The organism is Treponema vincentii (assembly GCF_010365865.1).
GTDB lineage: Bacteria > Spirochaetota > Spirochaetia > Treponematales > Treponemataceae > Treponema.
This window is the reverse complement of the sequence record NZ_CP048020.1, coordinates 1,229,654-1,251,902: the sequence shown is the minus strand read 5'-3', so window position 1 is coordinate 1,251,902 and position 22,249 is coordinate 1,229,654. Positions and strand designations below refer to the sequence as shown.

The 22,249-nt window shown below is 43.1% G+C and carries 25 protein-coding genes and 1 pseudogene; 7 read left to right on the top strand and 19 right to left on the bottom strand.

The genetic code is table 11. The features are described from left to right. Position 1: 1 nt before the first annotated feature. Positions 2–244, top strand: a complete 243-nt coding sequence (locus GWP43_RS05875) for a hypothetical protein (RefSeq protein WP_162663389.1) — start codon at positions 2–4, stop codon at positions 242–244. Then, positions 241–642: a type II toxin-antitoxin system VapC family toxin gene (locus tag GWP43_RS05870; protein WP_162663388.1), complete on the top strand. Its 402-nt coding sequence runs from the start codon at positions 241–243 to the stop codon at positions 640–642. Before GWP43_RS05875 ends, GWP43_RS05870 begins: the two co-directional genes overlap by 4 nt. Here GWP43_RS05870 and GWP43_RS05865 read toward each other — a convergent pair. From GWP43_RS05865 to GWP43_RS05810, 12 genes are all read right to left on the bottom strand, one after another. Next, positions 639–1,334, bottom strand: coding sequence for an energy-coupling factor transporter transmembrane component T (locus GWP43_RS05865; RefSeq protein WP_162663387.1), 696 nt, complete (start codon positions 1,332–1,334; stop codon positions 639–641). The two genes, GWP43_RS05870 and GWP43_RS05865, sit on opposite strands and share 4 nt — an antisense overlap. A gap of 134 nt (positions 1,335–1,468) precedes the next feature. Next, positions 1,469–1,858, bottom strand: a complete 390-nt coding sequence (locus GWP43_RS05860; protein ID WP_162663386.1) for a type II toxin-antitoxin system HicB family antitoxin — start codon at positions 1,856–1,858, stop codon at positions 1,469–1,471. Between the two features lie 10 nt (positions 1,859–1,868). After that, positions 1,869–2,075, bottom strand: coding sequence for a type II toxin-antitoxin system HicA family toxin (locus GWP43_RS05855; RefSeq protein ID WP_162663385.1), 207 nt, complete (start codon positions 2,073–2,075; stop codon positions 1,869–1,871). Positions 2,076–2,323: 248 nt separating this feature from the next. Then, entirely contained in the window at positions 2,324–2,917 is a 594-nt protein-coding gene (locus GWP43_RS05850; protein WP_162663384.1) for an MptD family putative ECF transporter S component, read from the bottom strand. Between the two features lie 129 nt (positions 2,918–3,046). Continuing rightward, positions 3,047–3,640: a TetR/AcrR family transcriptional regulator gene (locus tag GWP43_RS05845; RefSeq protein WP_162663383.1), complete on the bottom strand. Its 594-nt coding sequence runs from the start codon at positions 3,638–3,640 to the stop codon at positions 3,047–3,049. 122 nt (positions 3,641–3,762) lie between these two features. After that, positions 3,763–5,079: a BamA/TamA family outer membrane protein gene (locus tag GWP43_RS05840; protein WP_162663382.1), complete on the bottom strand. Its 1,317-nt coding sequence runs from the start codon at positions 5,077–5,079 to the stop codon at positions 3,763–3,765. 5 nt (positions 5,080–5,084) lie between these two features. Beyond that, positions 5,085–6,155, bottom strand: a complete 1,071-nt coding sequence (locus GWP43_RS05835; RefSeq protein ID WP_162663381.1) for a hypothetical protein — start codon at positions 6,153–6,155, stop codon at positions 5,085–5,087. 362 nt (positions 6,156–6,517) lie between these two features. Further along, a complete protein-coding gene (locus tag GWP43_RS05830; protein WP_162663380.1) occupies positions 6,518–7,309 on the bottom strand; it encodes a hypothetical protein in 792 nt (263 codons plus the stop codon). 2 nt (positions 7,310–7,311) lie between these two features. Then, entirely contained in the window at positions 7,312–8,529 is a 1,218-nt protein-coding gene (locus GWP43_RS05825) for an ABC transporter permease (RefSeq protein ID WP_162663379.1), read from the bottom strand. Further along, positions 8,529–9,242 (bottom strand): ABC transporter ATP-binding protein, encoded by a 714-nt coding sequence (locus tag GWP43_RS05820; RefSeq protein WP_203232447.1) that lies wholly within the window; start codon positions 9,240–9,242, stop codon positions 8,529–8,531. The genes GWP43_RS05825 and GWP43_RS05820 overlap by 1 nt, the downstream gene beginning before the upstream one ends. 14 nt (positions 9,243–9,256) lie before the next feature. Then, a complete protein-coding gene (locus GWP43_RS05815; RefSeq protein WP_162663378.1) occupies positions 9,257–10,135 on the bottom strand; it encodes a hypothetical protein in 879 nt (292 codons plus the stop codon). Further along, positions 10,113–10,871 carry a tetratricopeptide repeat protein gene (locus tag GWP43_RS05810; protein WP_162663377.1) on the bottom strand — a complete coding sequence of 253 codons (759 nt, stop codon included), beginning with the start codon at positions 10,869–10,871 and terminating at the stop codon, positions 10,113–10,115. Before GWP43_RS05810 ends, GWP43_RS05815 begins: the two co-directional genes overlap by 23 nt. Positions 10,872–11,117: 246 nt before the next feature. Between GWP43_RS05810 and GWP43_RS05805 the strand changes: the two genes are divergently transcribed. From GWP43_RS05805 to GWP43_RS05785, 5 genes are all read left to right on the top strand, one after another. Further along, positions 11,118–12,230, top strand: coding sequence for a sensor histidine kinase (locus GWP43_RS05805; protein ID WP_162663376.1), 1,113 nt, complete (start codon positions 11,118–11,120; stop codon positions 12,228–12,230). A 22-nt stretch (positions 12,231–12,252) separates the two neighbouring features. Continuing rightward, positions 12,253–12,855: a response regulator gene (locus GWP43_RS05800; protein ID WP_162663375.1), complete on the top strand. Its 603-nt coding sequence runs from the start codon at positions 12,253–12,255 to the stop codon at positions 12,853–12,855. 139 nt (positions 12,856–12,994) lie between these two features. Further along, entirely contained in the window at positions 12,995–13,945 is a 951-nt protein-coding gene (locus GWP43_RS05795; protein ID WP_162663374.1) for an ABC transporter ATP-binding protein, read from the top strand. Continuing rightward, the gene (locus GWP43_RS05790) at positions 13,945–15,000 is read left to right on the top strand and encodes an ABC transporter permease (RefSeq protein WP_162663373.1); all 1,056 of its coding nucleotides are present in this window, start codon (positions 13,945–13,947) and stop codon (positions 14,998–15,000) included. Before GWP43_RS05795 ends, GWP43_RS05790 begins: the two co-directional genes overlap by 1 nt. Then, on the top strand, positions 14,987–16,153 hold the full coding sequence (locus GWP43_RS05785; RefSeq protein ID WP_162663372.1) for an ABC transporter permease: 1,167 nt from the start codon (positions 14,987–14,989) through the stop codon (positions 16,151–16,153). Before GWP43_RS05790 ends, GWP43_RS05785 begins: the two co-directional genes overlap by 14 nt. A gap of 160 nt (positions 16,154–16,313) precedes the next feature. Here GWP43_RS05785 and trhA read toward each other — a convergent pair whose 3' ends face one another. The 7 genes and pseudogenes from trhA to GWP43_RS05750 form a co-directional block, all read right to left on the bottom strand. After that, a complete protein-coding gene (gene trhA / locus GWP43_RS05780; protein WP_162664758.1) occupies positions 16,314–16,964 on the bottom strand; it encodes a PAQR family membrane homeostasis protein TrhA in 651 nt (216 codons plus the stop codon). Positions 16,965–17,037: 73 nt separating this feature from the next. After that, positions 17,038–17,241 (bottom strand): 50S ribosomal protein L31, encoded by a 204-nt coding sequence (rpmE, locus tag GWP43_RS05775; protein ID WP_162663371.1) that lies wholly within the window; start codon positions 17,239–17,241, stop codon positions 17,038–17,040. A gap of 116 nt (positions 17,242–17,357) precedes the next feature. Beyond that, positions 17,358–18,623: pseudogene (rho, locus tag GWP43_RS05770) on the bottom strand (transcription termination factor Rho); the annotation flags it as partial. A 746-nt stretch (positions 18,624–19,369) separates the two neighbouring features. After that, positions 19,370–19,882: a CinA family protein gene (locus GWP43_RS05765; RefSeq protein ID WP_162663369.1), complete on the bottom strand. Its 513-nt coding sequence runs from the start codon at positions 19,880–19,882 to the stop codon at positions 19,370–19,372. Beyond that, positions 19,882–20,289 (bottom strand): bactofilin family protein, encoded by a 408-nt coding sequence (locus tag GWP43_RS05760; protein WP_162663368.1) that lies wholly within the window; start codon positions 20,287–20,289, stop codon positions 19,882–19,884. Before GWP43_RS05760 ends, GWP43_RS05765 begins: the two co-directional genes overlap by 1 nt. Continuing rightward, positions 20,286–21,923: an apolipoprotein N-acyltransferase gene (gene lnt / locus GWP43_RS05755; RefSeq protein ID WP_162663367.1), complete on the bottom strand. Its 1,638-nt coding sequence runs from the start codon at positions 21,921–21,923 to the stop codon at positions 20,286–20,288. Before lnt ends, GWP43_RS05760 begins: the two co-directional genes overlap by 4 nt. Further along, complete coding sequence (locus GWP43_RS05750; protein ID WP_162663366.1) at positions 21,910–22,248, bottom strand: HU family DNA-binding protein; 339 nt, start codon at positions 22,246–22,248, stop codon at positions 21,910–21,912. The genes lnt and GWP43_RS05750 overlap by 14 nt, the downstream gene beginning before the upstream one ends. Position 22,249: the final 1 nt, after the last annotated feature.

The window sequence follows — 22,249 nt, the reverse complement described above, 5'->3', positions numbered from 1 at the left end:
TATGCCTACCATTCAAGTACGGAATATACCGAATGATATGTATATGCAAATACAATATCTGGCAGCACAAGAACAACGATCGATTGCGGAACAAACAATAATTCTTTTAAAAGAAAGCTTGAACAACAATAATGCCAATAAAAACAGGCGCCGAATGACATTAAAGAAAATGGAAGACCTCACTATCCCTGATGTCCTGCTACCGGATCCGGTAACCTTACTACGTGAGGATAGAGAACGATGAATATAGTACTTGATGCCAGTGCAGCTATTGAAATGGCATTAAATATGAAACATGCGTCTTTGTTTAAAGAAATATGTGCAAATGCTGACTGCATTTTTGCACCGGATATTTATCCATCAGAAATTACAAATGTTTTCTGGAAATATAGGAACTTTTCTTCTTTGGATACAACAATATGCGAAAAGGGTATAGAGTATTGTATCGAGTTGATAGATGATTTTATTCATACAAAACTATTATGTAACAAGGCTTATAAAGAATCAATAAAATACCGGCATCCTGTCTATGATATGTTTTATCTTATCGTTGCACAAAAATACAACGCAAAATTATTAACGCGCGATAAAAAGTTAGCAAAAATAAGCGCTGAAATGAATATCGAAGTTATTAGTTATTAAAATAGCAATGCCAACGCTGTATACAGTAAAAAGACCGCAGCGGTTATAGCATCTGCAAATCTAAATTGAGTCTGCACAAGACACGTTCGCGGATGGGGATTTTCGATACCACGGGTAAGGGCAGCGATAGAAAGCTCGTCAGCTGTTTTTGATGCTGCTGACAGCAACGGCACGTAAATACACTCAACGGTCATGGTCGGCTGTTTCACAAATCCTGCAAGCGTCGGCGACACATCACGCATCCGCATTGCATCTTTAATGTACCGCCAATCTTCACCGATTGTGGGGAAATAACGGATCATTACTGCAAGCGGAATAACAATCTTTTTCGGAACACGGAGCCGGTGCATCGCAGATAAAAATTCGTTCACCTTTGTTGAAGTGATAAACAAGCCGCCCATCATACCGCAGGGATATACCTTGTGAAACAGCCCAAACGCAGCCAGCAGTGTTGTCTTCAATGTGCCCGTCAGACCGGCTGCCCACAGTGTCAGCGCATACAAGAGCGCATAACCGACGATCCCCATTAGTGCGCTGCGCCAATACCCGCACAAGATTCCCACCATTCCAATAAGAACGACAAGCCCGGCTCCGTATAAAAGAGACGGTGCAAGAGAGGCAGCAATAACGCACAAGAGCAGTATAAAAAGCTTTGTCCGCGGGTCAAGAATGAGTTTTACTCGTTGTTCCATAAAATAGCTCTTTAATAATTGGTAATGAGCAATCCAATGCATAATCATAAGTAGATGAATACTTCTAATTATAAATTATGCATTACTAAATTATTTCACTGTCTGCATTACAAGGAATGACAAATACGCAGTTATCAACTGCATAATTCTTCTAAAGCCGCTTCTAATACTTGAGAAAAGTTTATCCCTTGCGCTTCTGCTTTTCGTTTTAAATTATATGGGATAGTACAATTTGTTCTTACTCTTCTGTTATCCATTTCTTTTTTTACAAAATCAGGATAAATAGTAATTGCATATACTATATCACCTATATTAGTTTGTATATTGGAAAAATTTTCAATTGGTAATTTGTCTCCGTCTCTTTCCATACCGTATATATGCAATTCAAGAGCTTCCTGTGCCATTGCCTGTGCTTCCTGAAAGTTTTTTCCATAGCTTATACAGCCTGCAACATTCGGAAAATAAACACTATAAGCGCCGTTGTCTGCCGGTTCAAACACCGCTAAATAAGTCATTTTATGCATACACAGCCTCCTATTTTAATCCTGCCTGTTTTAAGATGCTATTCAAAGTACCGGGTTTTAAATCACCGCTGTGCATCGGGATTGTTATTTTACCTGACATTTCCGAATGTTTTAGTTGACAATGAGACCCTTTTGTTTCATAAACATACCAAGGTTTATTTTCAGTCGCTGAAATAGCGCGACTGAAAAACACTGCGAGTTTGCTACCTGCAAACATCGCAGATTATATGTGCGCTTTCCGCGCACGAATTGAACAACTTCAAAAGTTGATACTTTGTTCAGTTATTCAATTTTAAGGAAGCATTTTGTTTTAATAATTTTAAGACTTCTTTTGCAGTCATAATTATATGATACGCATTTTAAGTGCGCATGTCTATGTCTTTAGAAGTTACTTACTCATCACTTTGTTAATTGGTAATGTGTAACCGGTACATTAATCCATTATCCATTACAAATTACTAATTATTACACAACCCCTGCTTTTTCAAATTGTTTTTTCAGCATCTTGCTGCCTACCCATGCACTGAATGCTGCAACGAGCAATGTTCCGCCGACAATCACGACAGGCATCCATGATGCTGCCGAGGTATTCATGGTTTCAATGTAGGAAGCGTCGGTGCCTTTTTTCAGCATAGCGTGTATCCATCTGTCCCGGTCGATAAAAAAGATGAGATAGGTGAAGGTGTTTGAAAGCATAAACAGCATATACGAAAGTGCATTGAGTTTTTTATTGGTATAGGCGCCGATCCCTGCAACGATGTCGGCGATAATGCCCATTCCGATATTGCCGAGTGCCATCGACCAATGCATTCCGGTAACAAAAAAGGAAAAGCCTAAAATGATGCCGAGGATGGTAATGCTCCAGCGTTTGTGAACCTTTGCGACTAAAAGCAAATATACCGGACCGCACAATAATGCGCAGCCCATCGGCATATAAAACGTCAATACCGGATTAGCTGCAAAAAACATGCCGCCGAGCATTGTAAACACAATCATCAATGCGGTAAAAATACCGGTTGTTACCAAATCTTTTACCGATAAGCCTTTTTGAGTATTCATATTTAGACCTCCAATACTATAATTTATAATTTATAATTTGTAATGCGTAATGTGTGATTACTCCAATGTATAATTCCTCATTAAACATCTCTAAAAATTCAAGGTTAGTGTTTAGAGGATACCCATTAATCATTCTTCATTATTTTTATACACAAGATAGGCTTTGACCATTTCGGTGATCGCCTGTTTTTTCATTTTAAAAAGTTCTTTTTCGCCAAGATATTCAAAACCGATCGTAAGTGCATTCATAAAAGTAAATAAAAATGAATCGAGTTGTTCGATGCCGCAAGCATTCTGCGCTTGTCCGAAAGCGTCAAGCATTTCCTGGAAACCGTCGGTACTTAGTTTTTCAAACAGGTGCTGTAATTTCGGATCGCGGCTCTTTTCCAATAAAAACATGGCGTAAAGCGGCTTATACGGATTTTCATCGATGATTTTTTCAGTAATAAACTGCGCCGCCATATCTTCAGGAGTGCTGTAATTCCCCTGTTGATGCCGGTGCAAGGTCTTTTCGATACGGCTCTTATTAGCCTCTTCCATTATGTCGTAGAGAATGTCGCCGGTATTTTTGTAATAGTGGTACACCCCGCCGACGGATAAACCGCTTTCAGCTATCACATCCTCCATTGTGGTTGCTGAGAATCCTTTTTCGAGGAATTTCCGTGCGGCTGCTTTTCTAATTTCCTTTTTTCTTTCTTCGGGAAGTAATCGTGTTCTTTGCATAGTAATGAACTTCTCTTTACCGAGGAAACCCTCGATAGGAGGAGTATATTTCAAGGGGAGAAATGTGTCAAGCGGCTTACTTTTGCAGGCATCTATATCGAGATAATAAATACTACGCGCCATTACAGCCTGTGTGAAAGCCGGGAAACTACACTGAAGTAAAATACGGGTTGCATCTTTTGATTGAAACCTACCTGAAAAGTTAAAGGAACACTGTCGTAAAGGTTGTAGCCGAGTCCGCCGCCTGCTTCATAGAAGAGAGAACCTTTGCGCCGTTCGGTAATACCGAAGCCGACATCGGCAAAGAGCGAAAGAAAAAAGCCGTTTGTTTGGGCGGTAATCCGCGCAGGGTACCAACGGAACTCAGCGCTGAACAGATGCATATCTTTAAATAATGCCTGCGTTTTAAAGGTACTGCGCCCGGTCATGCCGCTTTGGGTTTGTCCGATCGCATAGCGGCGGAACGGCGCAGCCTTGCCGTACTGCACAGTTGAGGTATGAAAGAGCGAATACATGAACGCAATATCAACATAATAGAGATGAAAAGAAGCGGGAATTGCCGCCGAAACAGTATAATAATGAAATGCAGCCTTCGGTATCCAATGATAATAAAACGCAGCGGTACCGGTACTCTTAAAAAAACCGAGATCAGTAAGGAAAAAATCCAGCTGCAATCCTGCAGAAACCTGAGTAACCACCGTCGGTGCGGTTACGGTACTCCACTCATCTCCGATGATCTCATTTTTCCGCAGCCGTCCGGCAACAAGCGGCATGGTTACCTTTATTCTGGGAAAACTAAAACCGAAGGAAGTTATCCCGTAGACCGCTTGATCAGCAGCTTTTTTATGCATGGCGAAGGGAACAATGTCATATACGGCGTAGCCGCTCCAAAAGAAAGACTTTTTCTGGAGCGCTAATCCGACCGAGGTATCCAGCACCGGTGTATCGGCAACCGAGAACGAAAACCCTGCATTGGGAAAGACACTGAAGTCTTCTTTCCGATAAAACCATCCGAATCGTACTGATAGCGGTAAGCCGTAATACTGCGAAATTATTTTAAATGCCGACACCTTAACGTGAAAATCCAGCGGAGCGTTCGCCGAATCGTGGGAAGCTGTACCGCCGGAGTTTTTGCTTTGTGGATTGTCAGGAGACTTTTCTCCGGCAGTATCCGTGGCGTGCCCATCGGCTCCGGTATTACCGCCCGGTGTCTCTCCCATTGCGATTCCGGATGCCGCTACGGCATGATCCGATGCCGCATTATCGGTTTTTGATACAACAGAAGCCGATGCCGCAGCAGTATTCAGCGCGGACTGTGGGTATCCGGTTACCCCGGCGCACAACAGTAGGCAAAGCACACAATACCGCCGCATCTTACGGCTTATGTTCCGTATCATCTTTTTCGTAGTGATCTTTTGGAAAAGTAAAAATTCATCCATAACTTTTATACATCTCCATTAAAACTGACGGCAATCGAAAGTATACCGAGATAGCTCATATCCGTCGTTTGCTTTTTCAGCATATCTTTTGAAATATATCCGATTTTAATCGAAAAATCAGATATGAAAAACTCCGCCTGCATAATTCCAACGAGCTTTTTTGCTTCCAGTCCCTGCACTCCGGCGGAAATTTGTGCATAGTCGGCTAGCCCCATACTTTGAAAGACCGAATACGCAAATCCTTCCGTCGAATATGATACCTCTGCAATGGAACTTAACGTAATCGAGTTCAATAGAAAATCTTTTGAAATACCGGCAAGCGTTCCCCAATCGGTGATATTTTTATGCAGCAAATCTACCGGCAACTGCGCATTGGCATAGAGCTTAAACTGATATGGCAGCAGCGCTGAAATCTCCGCTGCTGCGGTACAGGTATAGGCTTTTTTCTGTTCGGCGGAAGCAGCTGTCTCCGGTAATTCCGGTTGCAACAGTGCATCTGCTTCAAGCCCCACCGATACGACCGGATTGGTGTACACAGCTTTTGCCCATAGGCTATACCACTTGGGCACTTTCCGGAACGCCGTTGAATCGGCATCGGCAAAAATACCGGAGGTCAACAGGAATTGCTTGACCGGTACTTCAAACACGGTATGCCACACCAATGGATAGATCTTTTTTCCAAATCTGTCCGGTTGAGGAAGATGCACAAAAAAATAATTTTTCATTATGCCCTCTCCAAAAGAAAATGAATCCTTTCCGATGGAAAGCGAAAATCGGTCGGTAAAAAGTGAATAACGCAGCTTTCTAAAAAACGGTCTGAACTTTTGCTCTTTTACAAGAATCCCCGGCTGTACAAGAAAATTTTGATTACCTGCAGAAAGTTCAATATTGCAAAACACAGTACCAGCCATATTCGGAATAGTATCAGGCGCATATTCATTTGTATTCTTCTGTAAAAATATTGATTCATGCTGCACTTCAAATCCTGCACCTACCTGTACCGAATCAATGCCGGAAAGTGCGCACACGGAAAATGCAATGCATAAAAAAAATAAATAGGCTATCGCTTTTCGCATTACTCTTGTGAACCTCTAACCATCTAACCTTAAATTTTTAAAAGATGGCCTATTGAATAAGCCCTTCCTTAAAATGCCCCAGTCGAACAAAGTGTCAACTTTGGAGGCTGGTGCATTACGCCGTTTCGTAACGTTAGTGAGAATCGGCATACAATACGTGACGTTTGCTGCAAGGCAAACTCATCGGTTAACGAGGCTGCTCTATTTAGCAGCCGAAGTTATACCTTCCTTAAAATGCCCCAGTCGAACAAAATATCAATTTTGGAGGCTGGTGCATTACGCCGTTTCGTAACGTTAGTGAGAAACGGCATACAATACGTGACGTTTGCTGCAAGGCAAACTCATCGGTTAACGAGGCTGCTCTATTTAGCAGCCGAAGTTATACCTTCGATTTTTTGACTGAGCATTTTCATATTTGAATACTGAAAAAGACTTGCGGGAACATCAGTCGGAGTTATCCCCTCCGTTATCCATGTGCTGACCATGTCTTTATCAAAAAGCAGATTATATATATCGATTTGCTTAAAACATTCGTACCCATCGACTATACCGCGGCTGTATCGTAATGTCCTCACCGGATTTTTTTTCGTATCGGTAAAGGTCAGCTCGAATACCTCATCATCCGTTTTTTCAAACAGTACGAATTTATACGCGGCCTTTGACGATGTCCGCTCAAGCGTTAAAACGCCGTCCGTTGAATCCACGATCCGATATTCGTTTCTAAAATCGATTTTCAGAATATCCTGAATTTCAAACTCCTCAACCTTATACGAACCTGAAATTTTTAGCGGGCTTTTCAGCTTTTTCGTTAAAAGCCAATACCCCTGATCGGAGCTGAAAAAATACTGTATACCGCTTTTCGTTTTCATCCGTACGCACTGCCCATTTTTATGGAACAAACAATACGCCGTCTCCGATTTACTCGCAACGCTATTAGATTGAGCGTTCTTTCTCTGAGCGTTCTTTTTCTGCTTTATAATACGCTGTTGTACCAACACCGTCCGGTCTGAACCATACGCTTTATTCACTGAAAGAAAGCGTTCATAGTCCGTCCGGTTCTGCACTTCATCGGCATATAACACCGCGCTGCATAATCCCGCTATGCCGGAAAATACCGCCATGCAGAGCAATACTATCTTTATGTGTGTGTTCATACCTAACTTCCATTATAATGAATAAGCTGCACCGTGCTATGTTTGCAGATGGTGTACATCGGATGCAGTACGGAAATAATGCCGGTTAAAAAAATAAAAAACTGGGTTGTCAAAATCGCCGGGAGGGTGATGTAAAAACTGAGGCGGTATGCCCGTGTATATCCGGGCGGGGTCATGGTAATATTCCATGTTTCCGTCAGACTGTTTCCCAGCTGCGCGAGCACGATGCCTCCGATAATACCGGCAAGGCTAATGAGGCATACCTCAAGCGCCAGCATCTGCATAACGGAGGAGCGTTTCAGTCCGATTGCTTCCATCGTGCCGAACTCCCCGAGCCGTTCCATAAAACTTGCGGAAAGACTTTGTGTCAATGCCGTGAAAATTAAGATATACAAAATGATGCTGATAAAAGAAGATTGATTGCGGAATAAACCGCTGATCTGTTCCCACGAAGGATTGCGCTCCTTCCAATTCTGCGTCTGATACGGCAGCTGATGTTCGGCAAAATACGAATCGAGGGCAGCCTGTGCAGCGGGCATATCGGTATCTTTGTGGAGGTACACACGCATATACGAAGCGGAATCTTTCAGCTCAAAAAAATCGAGCAGCGCGCTGCGGGAAGCAATCACCAAACCGGCATCGTTTTGCGGAGTACCTGTATCGAGCCATCCGCTTACTTCAAAGGATCCTGTCAACAAACCGCTGTCTCCGATCGAAGACATAAGGTTGACAAAGGGTTCTTGCGCCGTACTCAGTTTGAGTGTTTCAAAAAGCGCCTTACCCAGCACAAGGCTTTGGTCTCCTGCAAATACCGGTGTCCCTTCCGTTGCGCCCAAACGCTGCGGTGAATCGTACCCCGCGCCCCAAAACACAGCCGTATCTGTATCGGTACCGATAATTCCCTGAAAGTTTAATACCGCATCGGAAGATTTCACCGCAGGCATATCCGCATAGATGCTCCGCAGCATCTCCATATCCCGTGCACTTAACAGTGCCGCGCCGGTATTGTCGGTATGCTGCGGCTCAGCTGCGCTTTTCATGCTTACCTGAATATGCCCCGAATTTGAAATAAAGCTGAGCGCTAATCCCTGTTCGGAATATTCCACAAAACCGCGATACAGCAGCATTGCGCTTGACGCTATTGTAATCAGTAACACCGAAAGAAAACTGCGTTTTGCATGAAACAGAATATTGTCCCATACGCTCTTCAATAAAAACATCAACGGTCTCCTTGCCTCTGTTCCATTAAGCAGCCTGCCTGCATACTGTACACAGTATCTGCATATTCGCTGATGATCGGGTCGTGTGAAACAAAGATACCGATACCGTTCTTCCCTTTTATATAACTGCGTAGATACCCGTACACCTGATGGGAACGTTTTGTATCAAGCGAGGAGGTAATTTCATCTGCGATAATATAGCGCGGATTGGTAGAAAGTGCACGGACAATAGACACCCGCTGTTTTTCTCCGCCTGAAAGTTGATCCGGTTTTTTACGAATGAGAGACCGCACATCAAAATATTCGAACAGCGGAAACAGTACCGCATCAATTTCCTTTTTTGATTTCCGCGTTATCTTCAATGGAAGCGCGGCATTTTCGTAAATAGTCTGCGCCTTAATCAATTCAAAAAACTGAAAAATCAGCCCGAAGTGTTCCAGCCGAAATTGAGCGCGCTTGTTCACATTCATGGTATTGATTTCGGAGCCATCCCAACTGACGCTTCCCGCATCGGGTGTGTCGATGCCGGTAATCACATTTAAAAATGTAGATTTGCCCGCGCCCGAATTTCCGTAAATCCATACGAGCGATGCAGGCGGAACGGATAGGTTGATATCTTTATTAACCTCATAGTTGTTCTTTTCTATCGTATAACTTTTATACAGATTTTTGACAGCTAAACCGTGTATTTCTTTGTTCTCTCTATCCGTCATATACCGTTTCCTTTTTATAAACTGAATATTCCCTTTCGGTAATTTTCATAGACGCGCAAGAGCAACACATGATTGGGAAACAATGAGGCAGCTTTTTGTAAATAGGCGCGTCCTTTGGTACTTTCATATTTTTTCATAGAGTAAATTGAATATAAAAGATACGCATTAAACCGGTCTGCTGCAGATAACTCCTCTATATACTCCTCCTGCGATTCGATGTAGCTATTGTAATTCCCCGTTGTTACGTCAGCGGGGAAGATATGCCAGCATGCCAGTTTTACCGCCGCTTCAGTGTTACCGGGATTGAGCATGAGTGCCTTGCGGTATAGCACCGGTACTGCCGAGGCGATTGCAAAAGTATTTTTCGGCACGCCTATTTTTGTATACAGATAATTTGCATACCGCATAAAGAGGGCGGACATCTGTTCCCTTGTGAATCCCGCATGTTTTCGGGTCAATTTTTCTGCTTGCCGTAAAAAGTCCTGCGCTTCACCCTGTATGAGCGTATCGTATTTTCCGCACTGCCGGTTTCCCTCGTAGACATACAGCATGGAAATCAACTTTGCGTGTTCAAAATACAGATCAAGCAGCCCCGCATCTTCAAAAGAAGTGTTAAGCGCTTCCCGGATCCGGTCAAAACTGTCCAGCAACAGCTGCGGATCGAATGACTGCATCCGGTAATACTGTTCTTCAAGAGCTTTGCAGTCGGTAATAGACAATATGCCCTGAACAGGTGCCTGCGCTTGGCTGACGGCAGCGGTCATTTCCGTTTGTGTTTGCTCCTGAGGTAGCGGCGCATTTTGAGCAGCGGGAATTTCCGTGTATGCATACACAGACAGCGCCGCGCACCACACGAACAGCACCGCGCGTTTATTCAAAAAATAGTTTGCCATTTTTATTTCCTTCGCTTACCAGTTGCGTAAAGGTTTCTTTAGGGAAAAGGTCATGTGCAGCACGTAAATCGGCAGCAGCTTTTTTTGGGTTTTCAAGTGCGATATATGCTTGTGAACGGTACAGCAGTGCGAAGTATTTTTCCTCCGGTGTTTCTGAGTACGAAACCGCTTTTGAAAATGCTTTCAGTGCAGCATCGGCTCCTCCGCCTGCAATAGGAGGGGCAAAGAATAACCAGAGTCCGTATGAAAGGTGTCCTTGCGGGAACTTCTTATCTTGTTTAAGCGCCTCTTCATAGAGATGACGGGAACGGAGCGCTTCATCGTACATCGTCTGCCCTGATGAAAACCCTGCCAATCGAGATTTAATATCCGCCCAGCCGACAAGCAGCCATACATTTACCTCGCTGTCTTTTTTACCTTCCATAAACGCTTTGCACCGATCGTTTTGCTCGGTCAAAAGAAGGTAATTTTGCTTTGCGTTTGCTTTGTCCGCCATATCAGTCTGCTCGACTGTCAGCAGCGTAAAAAGCGTTAGTTTTTCTTCTTCGTTAAGATTTGACGCTTCAATGTTCTTTCGGTATGCTTCAATGCGATTTTGAATGGCTTCTTTGCTTTCCGCATTATAGAGATTGATTTTAAACTTTAAAAAATTATTATACGCTTCTTGAGCGCACAACGGCATTACACACATACATAGCAACGCTGTAAACACCGCCGTAACGGTCCGTATCTTCATAGTATCATCCTCATTGTAGAAATTTCAGCAATTTCCGTTGGAAAAACAGATTGCGAAAGCCTCTTTATGTACCTCAAGCCGGTATTATAGAAGTTTATTCTAAAAAAGTCAGTGAGAAACGTCATTGGGTACCGTGACATTTGTCATCTTTTTTAGTTTATTAAGCTAGACACCAGGCCGTAAAAAGTCTATCGTACATGTGAATACCATAGAAGCTTCGCGAAGACAGCAGACGGTTTTATCGATATGATTGTCCTAGTACGTTTATTTTTGATCAATCTTTTGTGTGCTCTTTTTTTGATGCAGACCAGCGGCGTTTCGACAGTGCATTATTTTATAGTCTTCTTTTCACTTTCTCTTTGGCTGGAAATGACGGAAAACAAAAAACTGAGAATAGCATGCTTTGGCCTTTTTATACTCGCAGTGTTTGCCTTAGGTAAGGCCATCCTGTTTTTCTCACCGGTGCTTTTAGTTTCGGATTTCGATATGTCAGATTTTGGCAGCGGGAAAAAAGAACATCCCAAACGGCAAACACCGTCGCTTTTTTTCAATGCGAAAGAAATCGCAGTTAAAGTAATTATTTTAAGCTGCACTCTTACCTGCTTAAACATTCCGTTCTTTGTTTTTACCGCCATCATCTTTTTTTATGCAATCGAAAAAAAACGATACGATAGTATTTCCAAACAATTTACAGCCTTGCAGGATTCGCTTACCGAACGCACTCTTCAAAACGAGGTTCAAAAACGGCATTTGCAAAATGAAGCGCTGAAAAATTTAGAAGCAGCGATCTTAGCTGAACGGAATCGTATTTCGGGAGAACTGCATAACTCGATCGGTCATACCATTAGTGCCGCCATAGTGCAGGTTAATGCATTACAGTATATTACCGTGCAGGATGAGGTAAAAACAAATCTCAATATGTTACAACATTCGCTGGAAGCGGGATTGACCGAAATACGTAATTGTCTTCATAATCTGCATAACGATTCGTTCGATTTGCAAACCGGCATCGAAAAGTTGATTGCTTCGTCTACGCAGACCTTGCATATTCGTCTAACTTGTAAAACGGAAACGATGCCGTATACGTTAAAATACGACATTCTTTCGGTAATAAAAGAATGTCTTTCAAACACCTTAAAACACAGCGGTGCTTCGGCAATGGTAATCAGTATTTTAGAGCATCCTGCATTTTATTCGGTATCGGTACAGGATAACGGAACAGTCTGTTCCGATACCGAACCGTGCGTTAAGGGAATCGGGCTTACCGTTTTAAGCGAAATTGCCGCAAGACATAACGGCACCATTCATTTTTATTCCCAAGACGGTTTTAAGGTGCATATAACATTTCCAAAAAAATGATACCATTTTACGGAGGCATACAATGAATATCGTAATAATAGATGATGATCCACTGGTAATACAATCGCTTAAAACAATTTTGACGGCGAATAATTTTGCGGTTGTTGCCTGCGGTTCTGACGGAACGGAAGCCGAAGAGCTATTTGAACGATATAAGCCTGATATTTTGCTTATGGATATCCGTATGCAAAAAATGAGCGGTATCGAGGTTGCGGAAAAAATCCTTGCGCAAAACAAAGACGCAAAAATATTATTACTGACAACTTTTAATGACGAAGAATACATTATGCGGGCTGTTAATTTCGGGTGCAAAGGCTATATTTTAAAACAGAATATCCGCCTACTGGCTCCTGCACTGCACGCCGTTGCAGCGGGAAGCGTTGTCTTCGATTCCGAAATTATTACAAACCTTCCCGTTGCAAAACAGGAACGGAAATCATTTAAAGAATTGAACTCCCGCGAAAACGATGTGATGGATTTATTAGCGGACGGACTGAATAATAAGGAAATTGCGCAGCGCCTTTCTTTAAGCGAAGGTACTGTTCGTAACTACATTTCTTCGATATTGGAAAAACTGAATCTGCGCGACCGCACACAGCTCCTTGTGTATTATTATACGAAATAGAGAAGACCAATGACAAATGTCATACGCCGATATGATATTGCACACTTTTTTTAGATTGGACAAAAGCGTACAATACGCATACCTGAATTGACGGAAAGGGAAACGGCTGATGAAACAGCCGAATAGACGAGGAGAATGTATGAGCACACCGGTATTATCGGTAAAAAATCTGGTTAAGCGGTATAAAGAAAAAATCGCATTGGATCATTTTAATTTGGACGTTGCAAAAGGAGAAGTGCTGGGGCTGTTGGGGCCGAACGGCTGCGGTAAGACAACGGCAATCAACTGCATCCTTTCGCTGTTAAAGTACGATAAAGGCGAGATCAGGATTTTTGATGAGCCGATGCGTCCCGACGCTTTTGCAATAAAACGGAAAATCGGCCTTGTGCCGCAGGAAGTATCCGTCTATTACGATTTTACAGTTAAACAAAACATCGACTACTTTTGCGGACTGTACATCGATAACGGAGCCGAACGAAAAAAACTGGTAGAGGAAGCAATCGACTTTGTCGGTCTTAACAACTACGAATCGTATAAAGCGAAAAAGCTGTCCGGCGGATTATTACGGAGGCTCAATATTGCCTGCGGCATTGCGCATAAGCCGGAACTCATTTTTTTGGACGAACCGACCGTTGCCGTCGATGCGCAGAGCAGAAACTTTATTCTTTCCGGTATCAGGAAGCTGGCGCAAAACGGCAGCACCATTGTGTACACCACGCACTACCTTGAAGAAGCGGAACAGCTTTGCGACCGGATGGTGATTATGGATAACGGGCGGGATATTGCAAACGGTACCTTTGACGAGTTGAAAGACCTTATCCGCACCAGCGAAAAAGTTGTCGTTGAGTTTGTCGGTCTGCACGATACCGCTGACAGTATAATGGAAGCATTGAAAACCATTCCGCACGTAACCGGCGTTGTACAAAACGGTTCGGAATGGCTGATCACTTTTGAAAACTCCATCAACAACTTAAACGAACTGATCCTCTTTATCAATAAACGGCAGCTCGCATATCGCAAGTTGTATTCCGAACGTCCCAGCCTCAGCGACATTTTCTTAGAGCTTACGGGAAAGGAGCTGCGGGACTGATGAATTTTTTACGCGAATTAAAGTACACGGCAATTTCGATGATCTCGACGGTGCAAGGAATGTTTTGGACGGTAGCATATCCGATCCTGTTATCGTCGCTATTTTTTGTGATCTTCTCCGCCATCAGTACACGGGGATTAAGTACCGCTATAAACACCGGCATTACCAAAACAAATCCCCACCGAGTCATCCTTAATTTTATTCCGATAGTGCATGTTATCTCGATGGAACAGGATGCTGCCGATGCCGCTTTGCGCGAAGGCAGTATTCAAGTGTTTATCGCAGACGATTTATCGATCAGAATATACAAAGACGGTACCGCACAGACAATCGTTAAAAATATAGTAGAGCAGATAAAGCAAACCGATGCGCTCGGTATCCCAATAACGCCTTCCGTTTACCGGAAACGGTTCATCGACAGTAAGGATGAACAAAACAATTCGATGATGATTTTATTCTACTCGCTTTTGGCGATGGTCTCCATTTACAGTATGTTCGGTGCAATATCCATCCCCGAACGCATGCAGGCAAATATTTCAAAATTAGCGGTAAGAATGTCCGCAGCGCCTATCAAGCGGTTCAGACTATATCTTTCCGGCGTTCTTTTCTTTGTCTGCTTTAACCTTGCATCGAATCTTTTATACATCGGCTATGTGATGCTTGTGTTAAAACTTAACCTCATCACGGATTTTGCGGTAACGGTTCCGCTGTTGATCTATGCAAATCTGTTCGGAACCGCCTTCGGCCTCTGTATCGGCTCAATTCCCAAACTGACGGAAAACACAAAAGTGATGATAGGCGTGTTCAGTTCGCTGTTTCTCTCCTTTTTATCCGGTATGATGAGTGTCAGTGTCAAAACCGCGTTGGATGCTTCGGTTCCGATTCTGAGTAAAATAAACCCCATCGCGCTTTTTACAGATACATTATACAACATCAATATCCTGCACGAATACGATTCAGCGTCGTTATTTTTTATTGTGTACTCAGGATTCATCGCGCTGTTTTTAAGTATTGCGTTTTTTAATGCGCGGGAGGTACAGTATGACAGTCTATAAGCATTTTTTGCTGATGGTGTGGCAGCGGAAAATCGGCACCGCTATCTTTCTCGCTATCTTTTTATCGCTGTGTTTTCTAATGCTGCAGCCGGAAAGCAGGAATGCGCACGGTTTTTCCGAAACGCCGCTTACCGTTTGCATTGCAGATAAAGATCATTCACCGCTTTCGGAGCAGCTGACCGCTTACTTGCAAACAAAACACAGGGTTACGCTTTTAGACGGTTTCGGTTTAAGCGATGAAGCGCTTTTGGAAAAGCTCAGAAAAAATATTTCCGTCGGTACAGTTGATGCAGGATTGATTATTTCCGAAGGATTTGAACAGAAAACAGAATCAGGACAAAAAGGAATCATCAGCATTAAAGACGGCAGACAAGCGGCAGCGTTCTATATCGATTCACAGATACAAACCTTTTTACGCTTTGCACTTTCAACAAAGGAAGCAACGGGGGCTTTCGACTTTGAAAAAGTACGAAACGCGCTTGCGGTACGAACCGAGGTTATCAATGTGAACCGAGAGGAAGACACATCGACTGCCGCAGGGCTTAAATATTTTTTCAATTTTCTGGGATGGGCGATATTCTCGCTGATTATCAATTCCATCGGCTGGGCGCTGTTTGAATTAAATAACGAGCGGCTGAGAATCCGCACGGCCGTTTCACCGGTGTCGAATATGCGGCTTGCTTTTGAAAATTTTGCTGCGCAGCTGACCGCCGTAGCCCTCTTTCTTGCGGTGTTAATTGCCTTTGCCGCATTGATGTACCGGCAGACTATCCGTACCTTGCCGCTTGCAAGCTATACGCTAAACGCTGCCGTCTACGCAGCGGTGGTTTTAAGTGCGGTTTTTATGCTGAACGCCGCGTTAAAAAAAGGGGCGGTAATGGGAATTGTCGGTACGGTGCTTCCCCTGTCGCTTGCCTTTATTTCGGGGATTTTTTTGGATCAGGAACTGCTGCCGAAAAGCATTACTACGCTCGCTCAAGTCTTTCCGACATACTATTACGTGCGTGCAAATACTTTTACCGAACGGATGCTGCGTCCCGATTGGAATAATATCGGTATGCAGCTTTTGTTCCTATTGCTGTACTTTACGCTCGGCGTCTATTTCAGTAAGCTGAACAGAACGCGAAATAAAATCGAGTTTGCACAGAAGTAAGCATAACAAAATGTCATTGAATGTCGTCCGGATAGCGTACTTCTAAAATGATTACAGCAGATACAGGATATGGTAGTGAAAAAAATCTATGAGCATCTTGAGAAGGATGGAAGTATTGTATTAGTAAAACATAGAAAGCTAACGGAAAGTGCCAGTCCCCTTATATGCTGTAATAAATAGAAAAGAAATGCATGATGCTTCCGGCGAGCACAAAGAGGTGCCACACGCCATGCATCCATTTTATTTTTTTCATAGCATAAAAAACGCAGCCGGCGGTATAGAGTACACCACCTAAAATTAAGAAGCGAAAGCTAAGTAGAGGGAGTTGTTCTTTCAGCGGCTTTGCAGCAAATATAATAAGCCATCCCATCGGGATATAGGTAACAACCGATAACACACGTACCCTGCTTCCAAATATCGCATAGAGCACAATACCGACTACGGCTAACCCCCAGATAACACCGAAGATAGACCAACCGACCGCTCCTCTCAGTGCAGTAAGGCAATAAGCGGTATAGGTTCCGGCGATCAGAATATAAATTGAACAATGATCGAATATACCGAATACTTTTTTTGTACCGAGTGGTAAGGCATGATAGAGTGTTGAAAACAAATATAAAATAATTAACGAAGATCCGAATATTGTAAATCCGACAATACATCGCGCCCGGTATTCATCAGGCGCATAATGAACCGCCCGGATAATAAGAAGCACCAAACCGGCAATCGAAAGCAACGTTCCAATGCCATGTGTTATTGCATTGACAATTTCTTCGCCGGTTGTATATCGTTTTGTAATCACGTGCGCCATCATCGCCCCCATAAAAAACAAAACACTAAAACCAATCCGTTTTAGTGTTTTGATTCTGCGGAATAACGGACTCTTAGTCTTTAATATTGTAGCGTTTCTTAAAGCGATCAATACGTCCGGCTGTATCTACCAGTTTCTGTTTACCGGTAAAGAAAGGATGACAAGCAGAACAAATTTCAACTTTAATATCTTTTTCTGTAGAACGTGTCCGAATAACATTTCCACATGCACACGTAATCGTTGTTTCCACATAATTAGGATGAATATCTTTTTTCATTATAACACCTCTTATACACTGCCCCGAAAAGAGCATTACTATAGGTATTTCTAAAAACTTTAGTTAGTTTTTAGAGGTTTACTATACCATTTCAGCATCAATCAGCCGCGGCCGTATTATTGCATGGTTCCGGAATTCATCAATTTCAAGAACACTTCATTATTCTTACTTTTCTTCATTTTGTCAAGAAGTAAGTCCATAATTTCGATGTCATCCATCGGATTGATAACCTTCCGCAACAGCCAAATCCGTTGCAAATCAGCCTCGTTAATCAAAAGTTCTTCTTTACGGGTGCCCGACTTCTTAATATTAATCGCAGGGAATATACGGCGATCTGATAATCGACGATCTAAGTTGATTTCCATATTACCCGTTCCCTTGAATTCTTCAAAGATAACCTCATCCATACGGCTGCCGGTTTCTATCAAAGCCGTCGCGATAATGGTCAAACTTCCGCCTTCTTCGATATTACGGGCAGCACCGAAAAAGCGCTTGGGCTTATGCAATGCATTCGAGTCGACACCGCCGGATAACACCTTACCGGAAGTCGGTACCGTTTGGTTATACGCACGGGCAAGACGTGTGATGGAATCAAGTAGGATAACCACATCTTTTTTGTGTTCGACTAACCGCTTTGCCTTTTCCAATACCATTTCCGCAACCTGTACATGCCTCGTTGCCTGTTCATCGAAAGTAGAGGAGATAACCTCGCCGTGCACCGTTCGCTCCATATCGGTAACTTCTTCCGGCCGTTCATCAATCAACAAAACGATAAGATATACCTCAGGATGATTCTGCGTTATAGCATTCGCGATTTGCTGCATCAATATTGTCTTACCGGTACGTGGAGGCGCAACAATCAAAGAACGTTGCCCTTTCCCGATCGGACAAAACAAATCCATAATACGAGTTGAATAAAGTTCGCTGGTTGTTTCCAGATTGAGTTTTTGGCGGGGATACAGCGGGGTAAGGTTATCGAAGGGAATACGGCTTTGAGCAATAGAAACATCCTCAAAGTTTACCGACTCAACCCGCAGCAGAGCAAAAAAACGCTCTCCCTCTTTAGGTGAACGGATTTGCCCGTATACGGTATCGCCCGTTTTAAGATTGAACAACCGTATCTGACTCGGCGAAATATAAATATCATCGGAACCGGACAGATAGCTATTCTGCGGCGAACGCAAAAAACCGTAACCATCGGGTAGAATTTCCAAAGCGCCTGAGGCAAAAATAATTCCGCCGTTTTCGGTATGATTTTTCAGAATAAAAAAGATAATTTCTTGCTTTTTCATCGCAACCATATCTTCGTGTGGTATACCATATTGCGCTGCCAAATCACGCAGGGCATGCATCCCCATACGTGTCAAATCGTTAATAACCAATTTTAGTTTATTCTCATTGTCTTCGGAACCGATATTTCCATCTGCACCGACAGCGGTGGAATCCTGCGTTCGATTATAGGTTCTTCGCATAGAAGATTGGCGGCGCGGTTTCTTCTCTACCTCAGGCGCAGTTCCGTCGAAGGATGATTTTCTGTGCATACGTGGCCGTACTACTAATTTTTTTTCAGGCGGTTCATCGGGCGCAGAAGAATACTCTGCATTACTGTCTGTTCGGTGTGCAAACCCATCAGATTCAAGGGACGCAGTACCCGCGGCCTCTTGTTGTTCCAGATTCAACTCAGGTTGTTCTTGGAAATCCGGAGCGGCTCCGTCAGCAGTAAAAGGCGAACGGCGTACTTTTAAGATTGTCATAAAATTTCTCCATAGTAAGTTTTGCTTTTTAAAATATCAAAAAGATACGGAGTATTTCCTAAGAAAGATTAGCTTTGATAAGTTGTTTTAGAAACCACAATATCCAAACAAAAAGCCTTTATCAACAACCTATCGTTGCATACAGCGCTTACGATACGATTGTATTACAGGGATTTTTTTCTGTTTGGAATAGCTGCTGCCCGTAGGCACCCAAGTGTTTCCGTTTATTTCGCAATAAGGCTTTTTTAGATCATACAGGCCTACTGTGAAATTTGAAATGCCAAAGTCACTGCCGAGCATCATCGTTAGATTGCTCGGCAACTTTCTTATTGTATCTTGTTGCTTTTTATCTTGTCAAGAGTATCGCCTTAACTTTATCGGTTTTGGCAATCTTCTTTCAGTCGCTGTAATAACATTTGCATTGCAGCAGTATAGGTCTGTTCACGGATAGCATCGCGCGTACCGCTAAACAGATACTTTTCAGAATACACACAAGCGGTATGTCCATTAGCCGCACAGGCGATACATACCGTGCCGACCGGCAGTTGCGGAGTACCTCCGGAAGGTCCCGCTAATCCGGTTACTGCAATTGCATAACCGCACTTGTTCAAGGAATCGGATGCAATCGCTAATGCGCCTTTCGCCATTGCAGTCGCTGTTTCTACACTTACCACGCCAAACCGTTCCAAGATTTCAGTAGAGACATTCAATAGCCGGCGCTTTGCCTCTGCCGAGTATGTAACCCAACCACCCCAGAAAACAGCGGAAGCTCCCGGTACATCCGTAATATATTTTGCAATCAAACCGCCGGTCAGCGATTCTGCCGTTACAAGGAAAAGATTTCTACGTTTTAGTTCGTCAAATATATAATGAATTTGCGGAAACATTAGCTACGCAGCTTTTGCTTGAGCTGTTCAGGATGCATGGAAAAAAGATTTCCGTCAACTCCGGCATTGTCCCGAATCATATGTACGGCACCTTCAAACGAAACGCCGTCTGCAATCTTAATGCGGGCAGCATGAACATCTCCATGCACAACACTGCCGACCTTCATCTCTATCTTATCGGCAGCCGTTAAAGAGCCGTACACGGTACCTTCAATAACGATCGAAGCAGCTCTGATATACTGAGTTTTACAAACCGCACCTTTTTCTATCAATAAGAACCCTTGTGCATCTATAGCGCCCGAAAAAGTACCTTGGATATGCAAGTCTTCACTAAATTTCAAAAAACCGTCAAAAACCGTCTCTTTTCCTAAAACGGTTAGTTTTTTTTCTTTATCGATTTTTTTCATGCAGTTTTCCTAGAATTAAGTATAGTCCGTACTGAACCGATAATCAAGAGGCACCCAGCCGTTATTGCTGCTATAAGCCCAAAAATATCACCCCACAGCATATACCATGTATTCGACCTTGCTGTAAACACCGGAATATCAACGCACAGATACCCTTCGATGAACGGCTTTAGCATCGCAGTAATATGCCCATGCGGACTAATTGCCGCCGTTTGCCCCGATGCAGTTGCCCGCACCATCGGCAAGCGCGTTTCTACAGCTCGAAACACGCTCATACTTAAATGCTGATATTGGCAGGCAACGCTTTTTGCCCATGCGTCATTCGACATATTGACAAATAACTTCGCCCCATGACGTGCAAAACGCCGTGTGATGTACCCGAACGTATCTTCAAAGCAAATCGGAACGGAAAACTCCAATCCATTCACCGAAAAAACCGTCGCTTCGAGTCCTTTCTCCCAAAAATGAGTATCATTCGCAACTAATGCGTCATAGATAGCCGGAAAAGCTTTTTTATATGGAAAATGCTCGGTAAAAGGCACTAAATGCATCTTCCGATATCGTTCGGGGTTTGGGGGCAATACATTCTCCTTAGGACAAAATAGCAAAGCAGCATTATAGTCGAGCCGCTCTTCTACGCCCGTATCGGTTACCGCTTTTACCGCATCATCATTTCCGATTAAAAACGGCACCGACTGTTCGTCTAAATAGGTTAAAAGCTCATGCACCAACTCAAAAGTATTTCGATCTTCACGGTACCGATAGTGCCAATCGATACGGGGTATAAAAGCGGTTTCCGGCCATACGACCAGTGCAAGGTTTGGATCGCCGGCAATAGCCTGATCAGAAAGTTTCTTAAGCGTTTTAAAATCTCTTTTATATGACTCAACTCCTCCTACCCATGGATCGGAGTTCGACTGAATAAGCGCAATACGAGCAGTCGGCAAGTCTTTATAATCACGTTGAATGGACAAACCGAAAATCAATGCTGCAACAAAACAAAGACACCACATCAAAGCGGGGATGCGTTCTTTATAAGCAAATGCGCGAAGCCCATGCAGCCAATTCCGAACAGGCTCCTTACAATGAATTTTTATTCCGGCAGCTATCCATGCAGAAGGGAAGCATACCAGTGCAGAAACTCCCCATACACCAAAAATTGAGGCAATCTGAATAAGTGGGATAAATTGCCACTGCGAATACCCTATCAAACCATAAGAGAAACCAAGGAAGCCAAGCGTTTTAATATACTCGTATCCGATCCAGATTAACCATTGAACGATAAAACCGTATCGAGGAAAATAGATATCAGCTAATTTAAGCAGTGGAATCGTTAGCATATAGTAAAAAAAGTATTCCAGTGCAACAATATACATTGCAAGCGGGTGGAACCCCCACAGCCAATAACTAAAAATACAATAATTAAACACCCCGTAAATTCCACCCCATAAAAAAGAAGAAAGGAATGAAATTCTACGAACTAAAATAAAAAGAGGAACAAAAATAAAATATGCGAGAAACGGCAACCCGGTCGAAACTAAAAACCCGGGCTGCGAAAAAGCAAAAAGAGCAGAAGAGCTTATGAGCAGAGCGACGTTAACACCCCAATAAGCAAGCTTCCTACTTCTCTGCATCCGGAGAGTCCTTCTCCACAATAGGTCGTACAGCTGCACTCAATATTTTTCCCGGACGAAATACGACAACTGAATGATCCTCCGTATTCACCAATTCACCTGTTTTAGGATTTCGCATACCTTTTCGCCCCTTACGAAATTGCACTGAAAACGTACCGAAGCCACGAATTTCTATTGTTTCACCGCGTCGCAGCGCTTGAAACATTTCCGAAAAAAACAAATCGCTTACGGAGTGAATGTCCTTCAGCATGTGATCTGTTTTTTTATAAATTGCATCAACAATACTTGTTTTTGTTTGTTTAATTATTTGCTTATGTTTACTCATC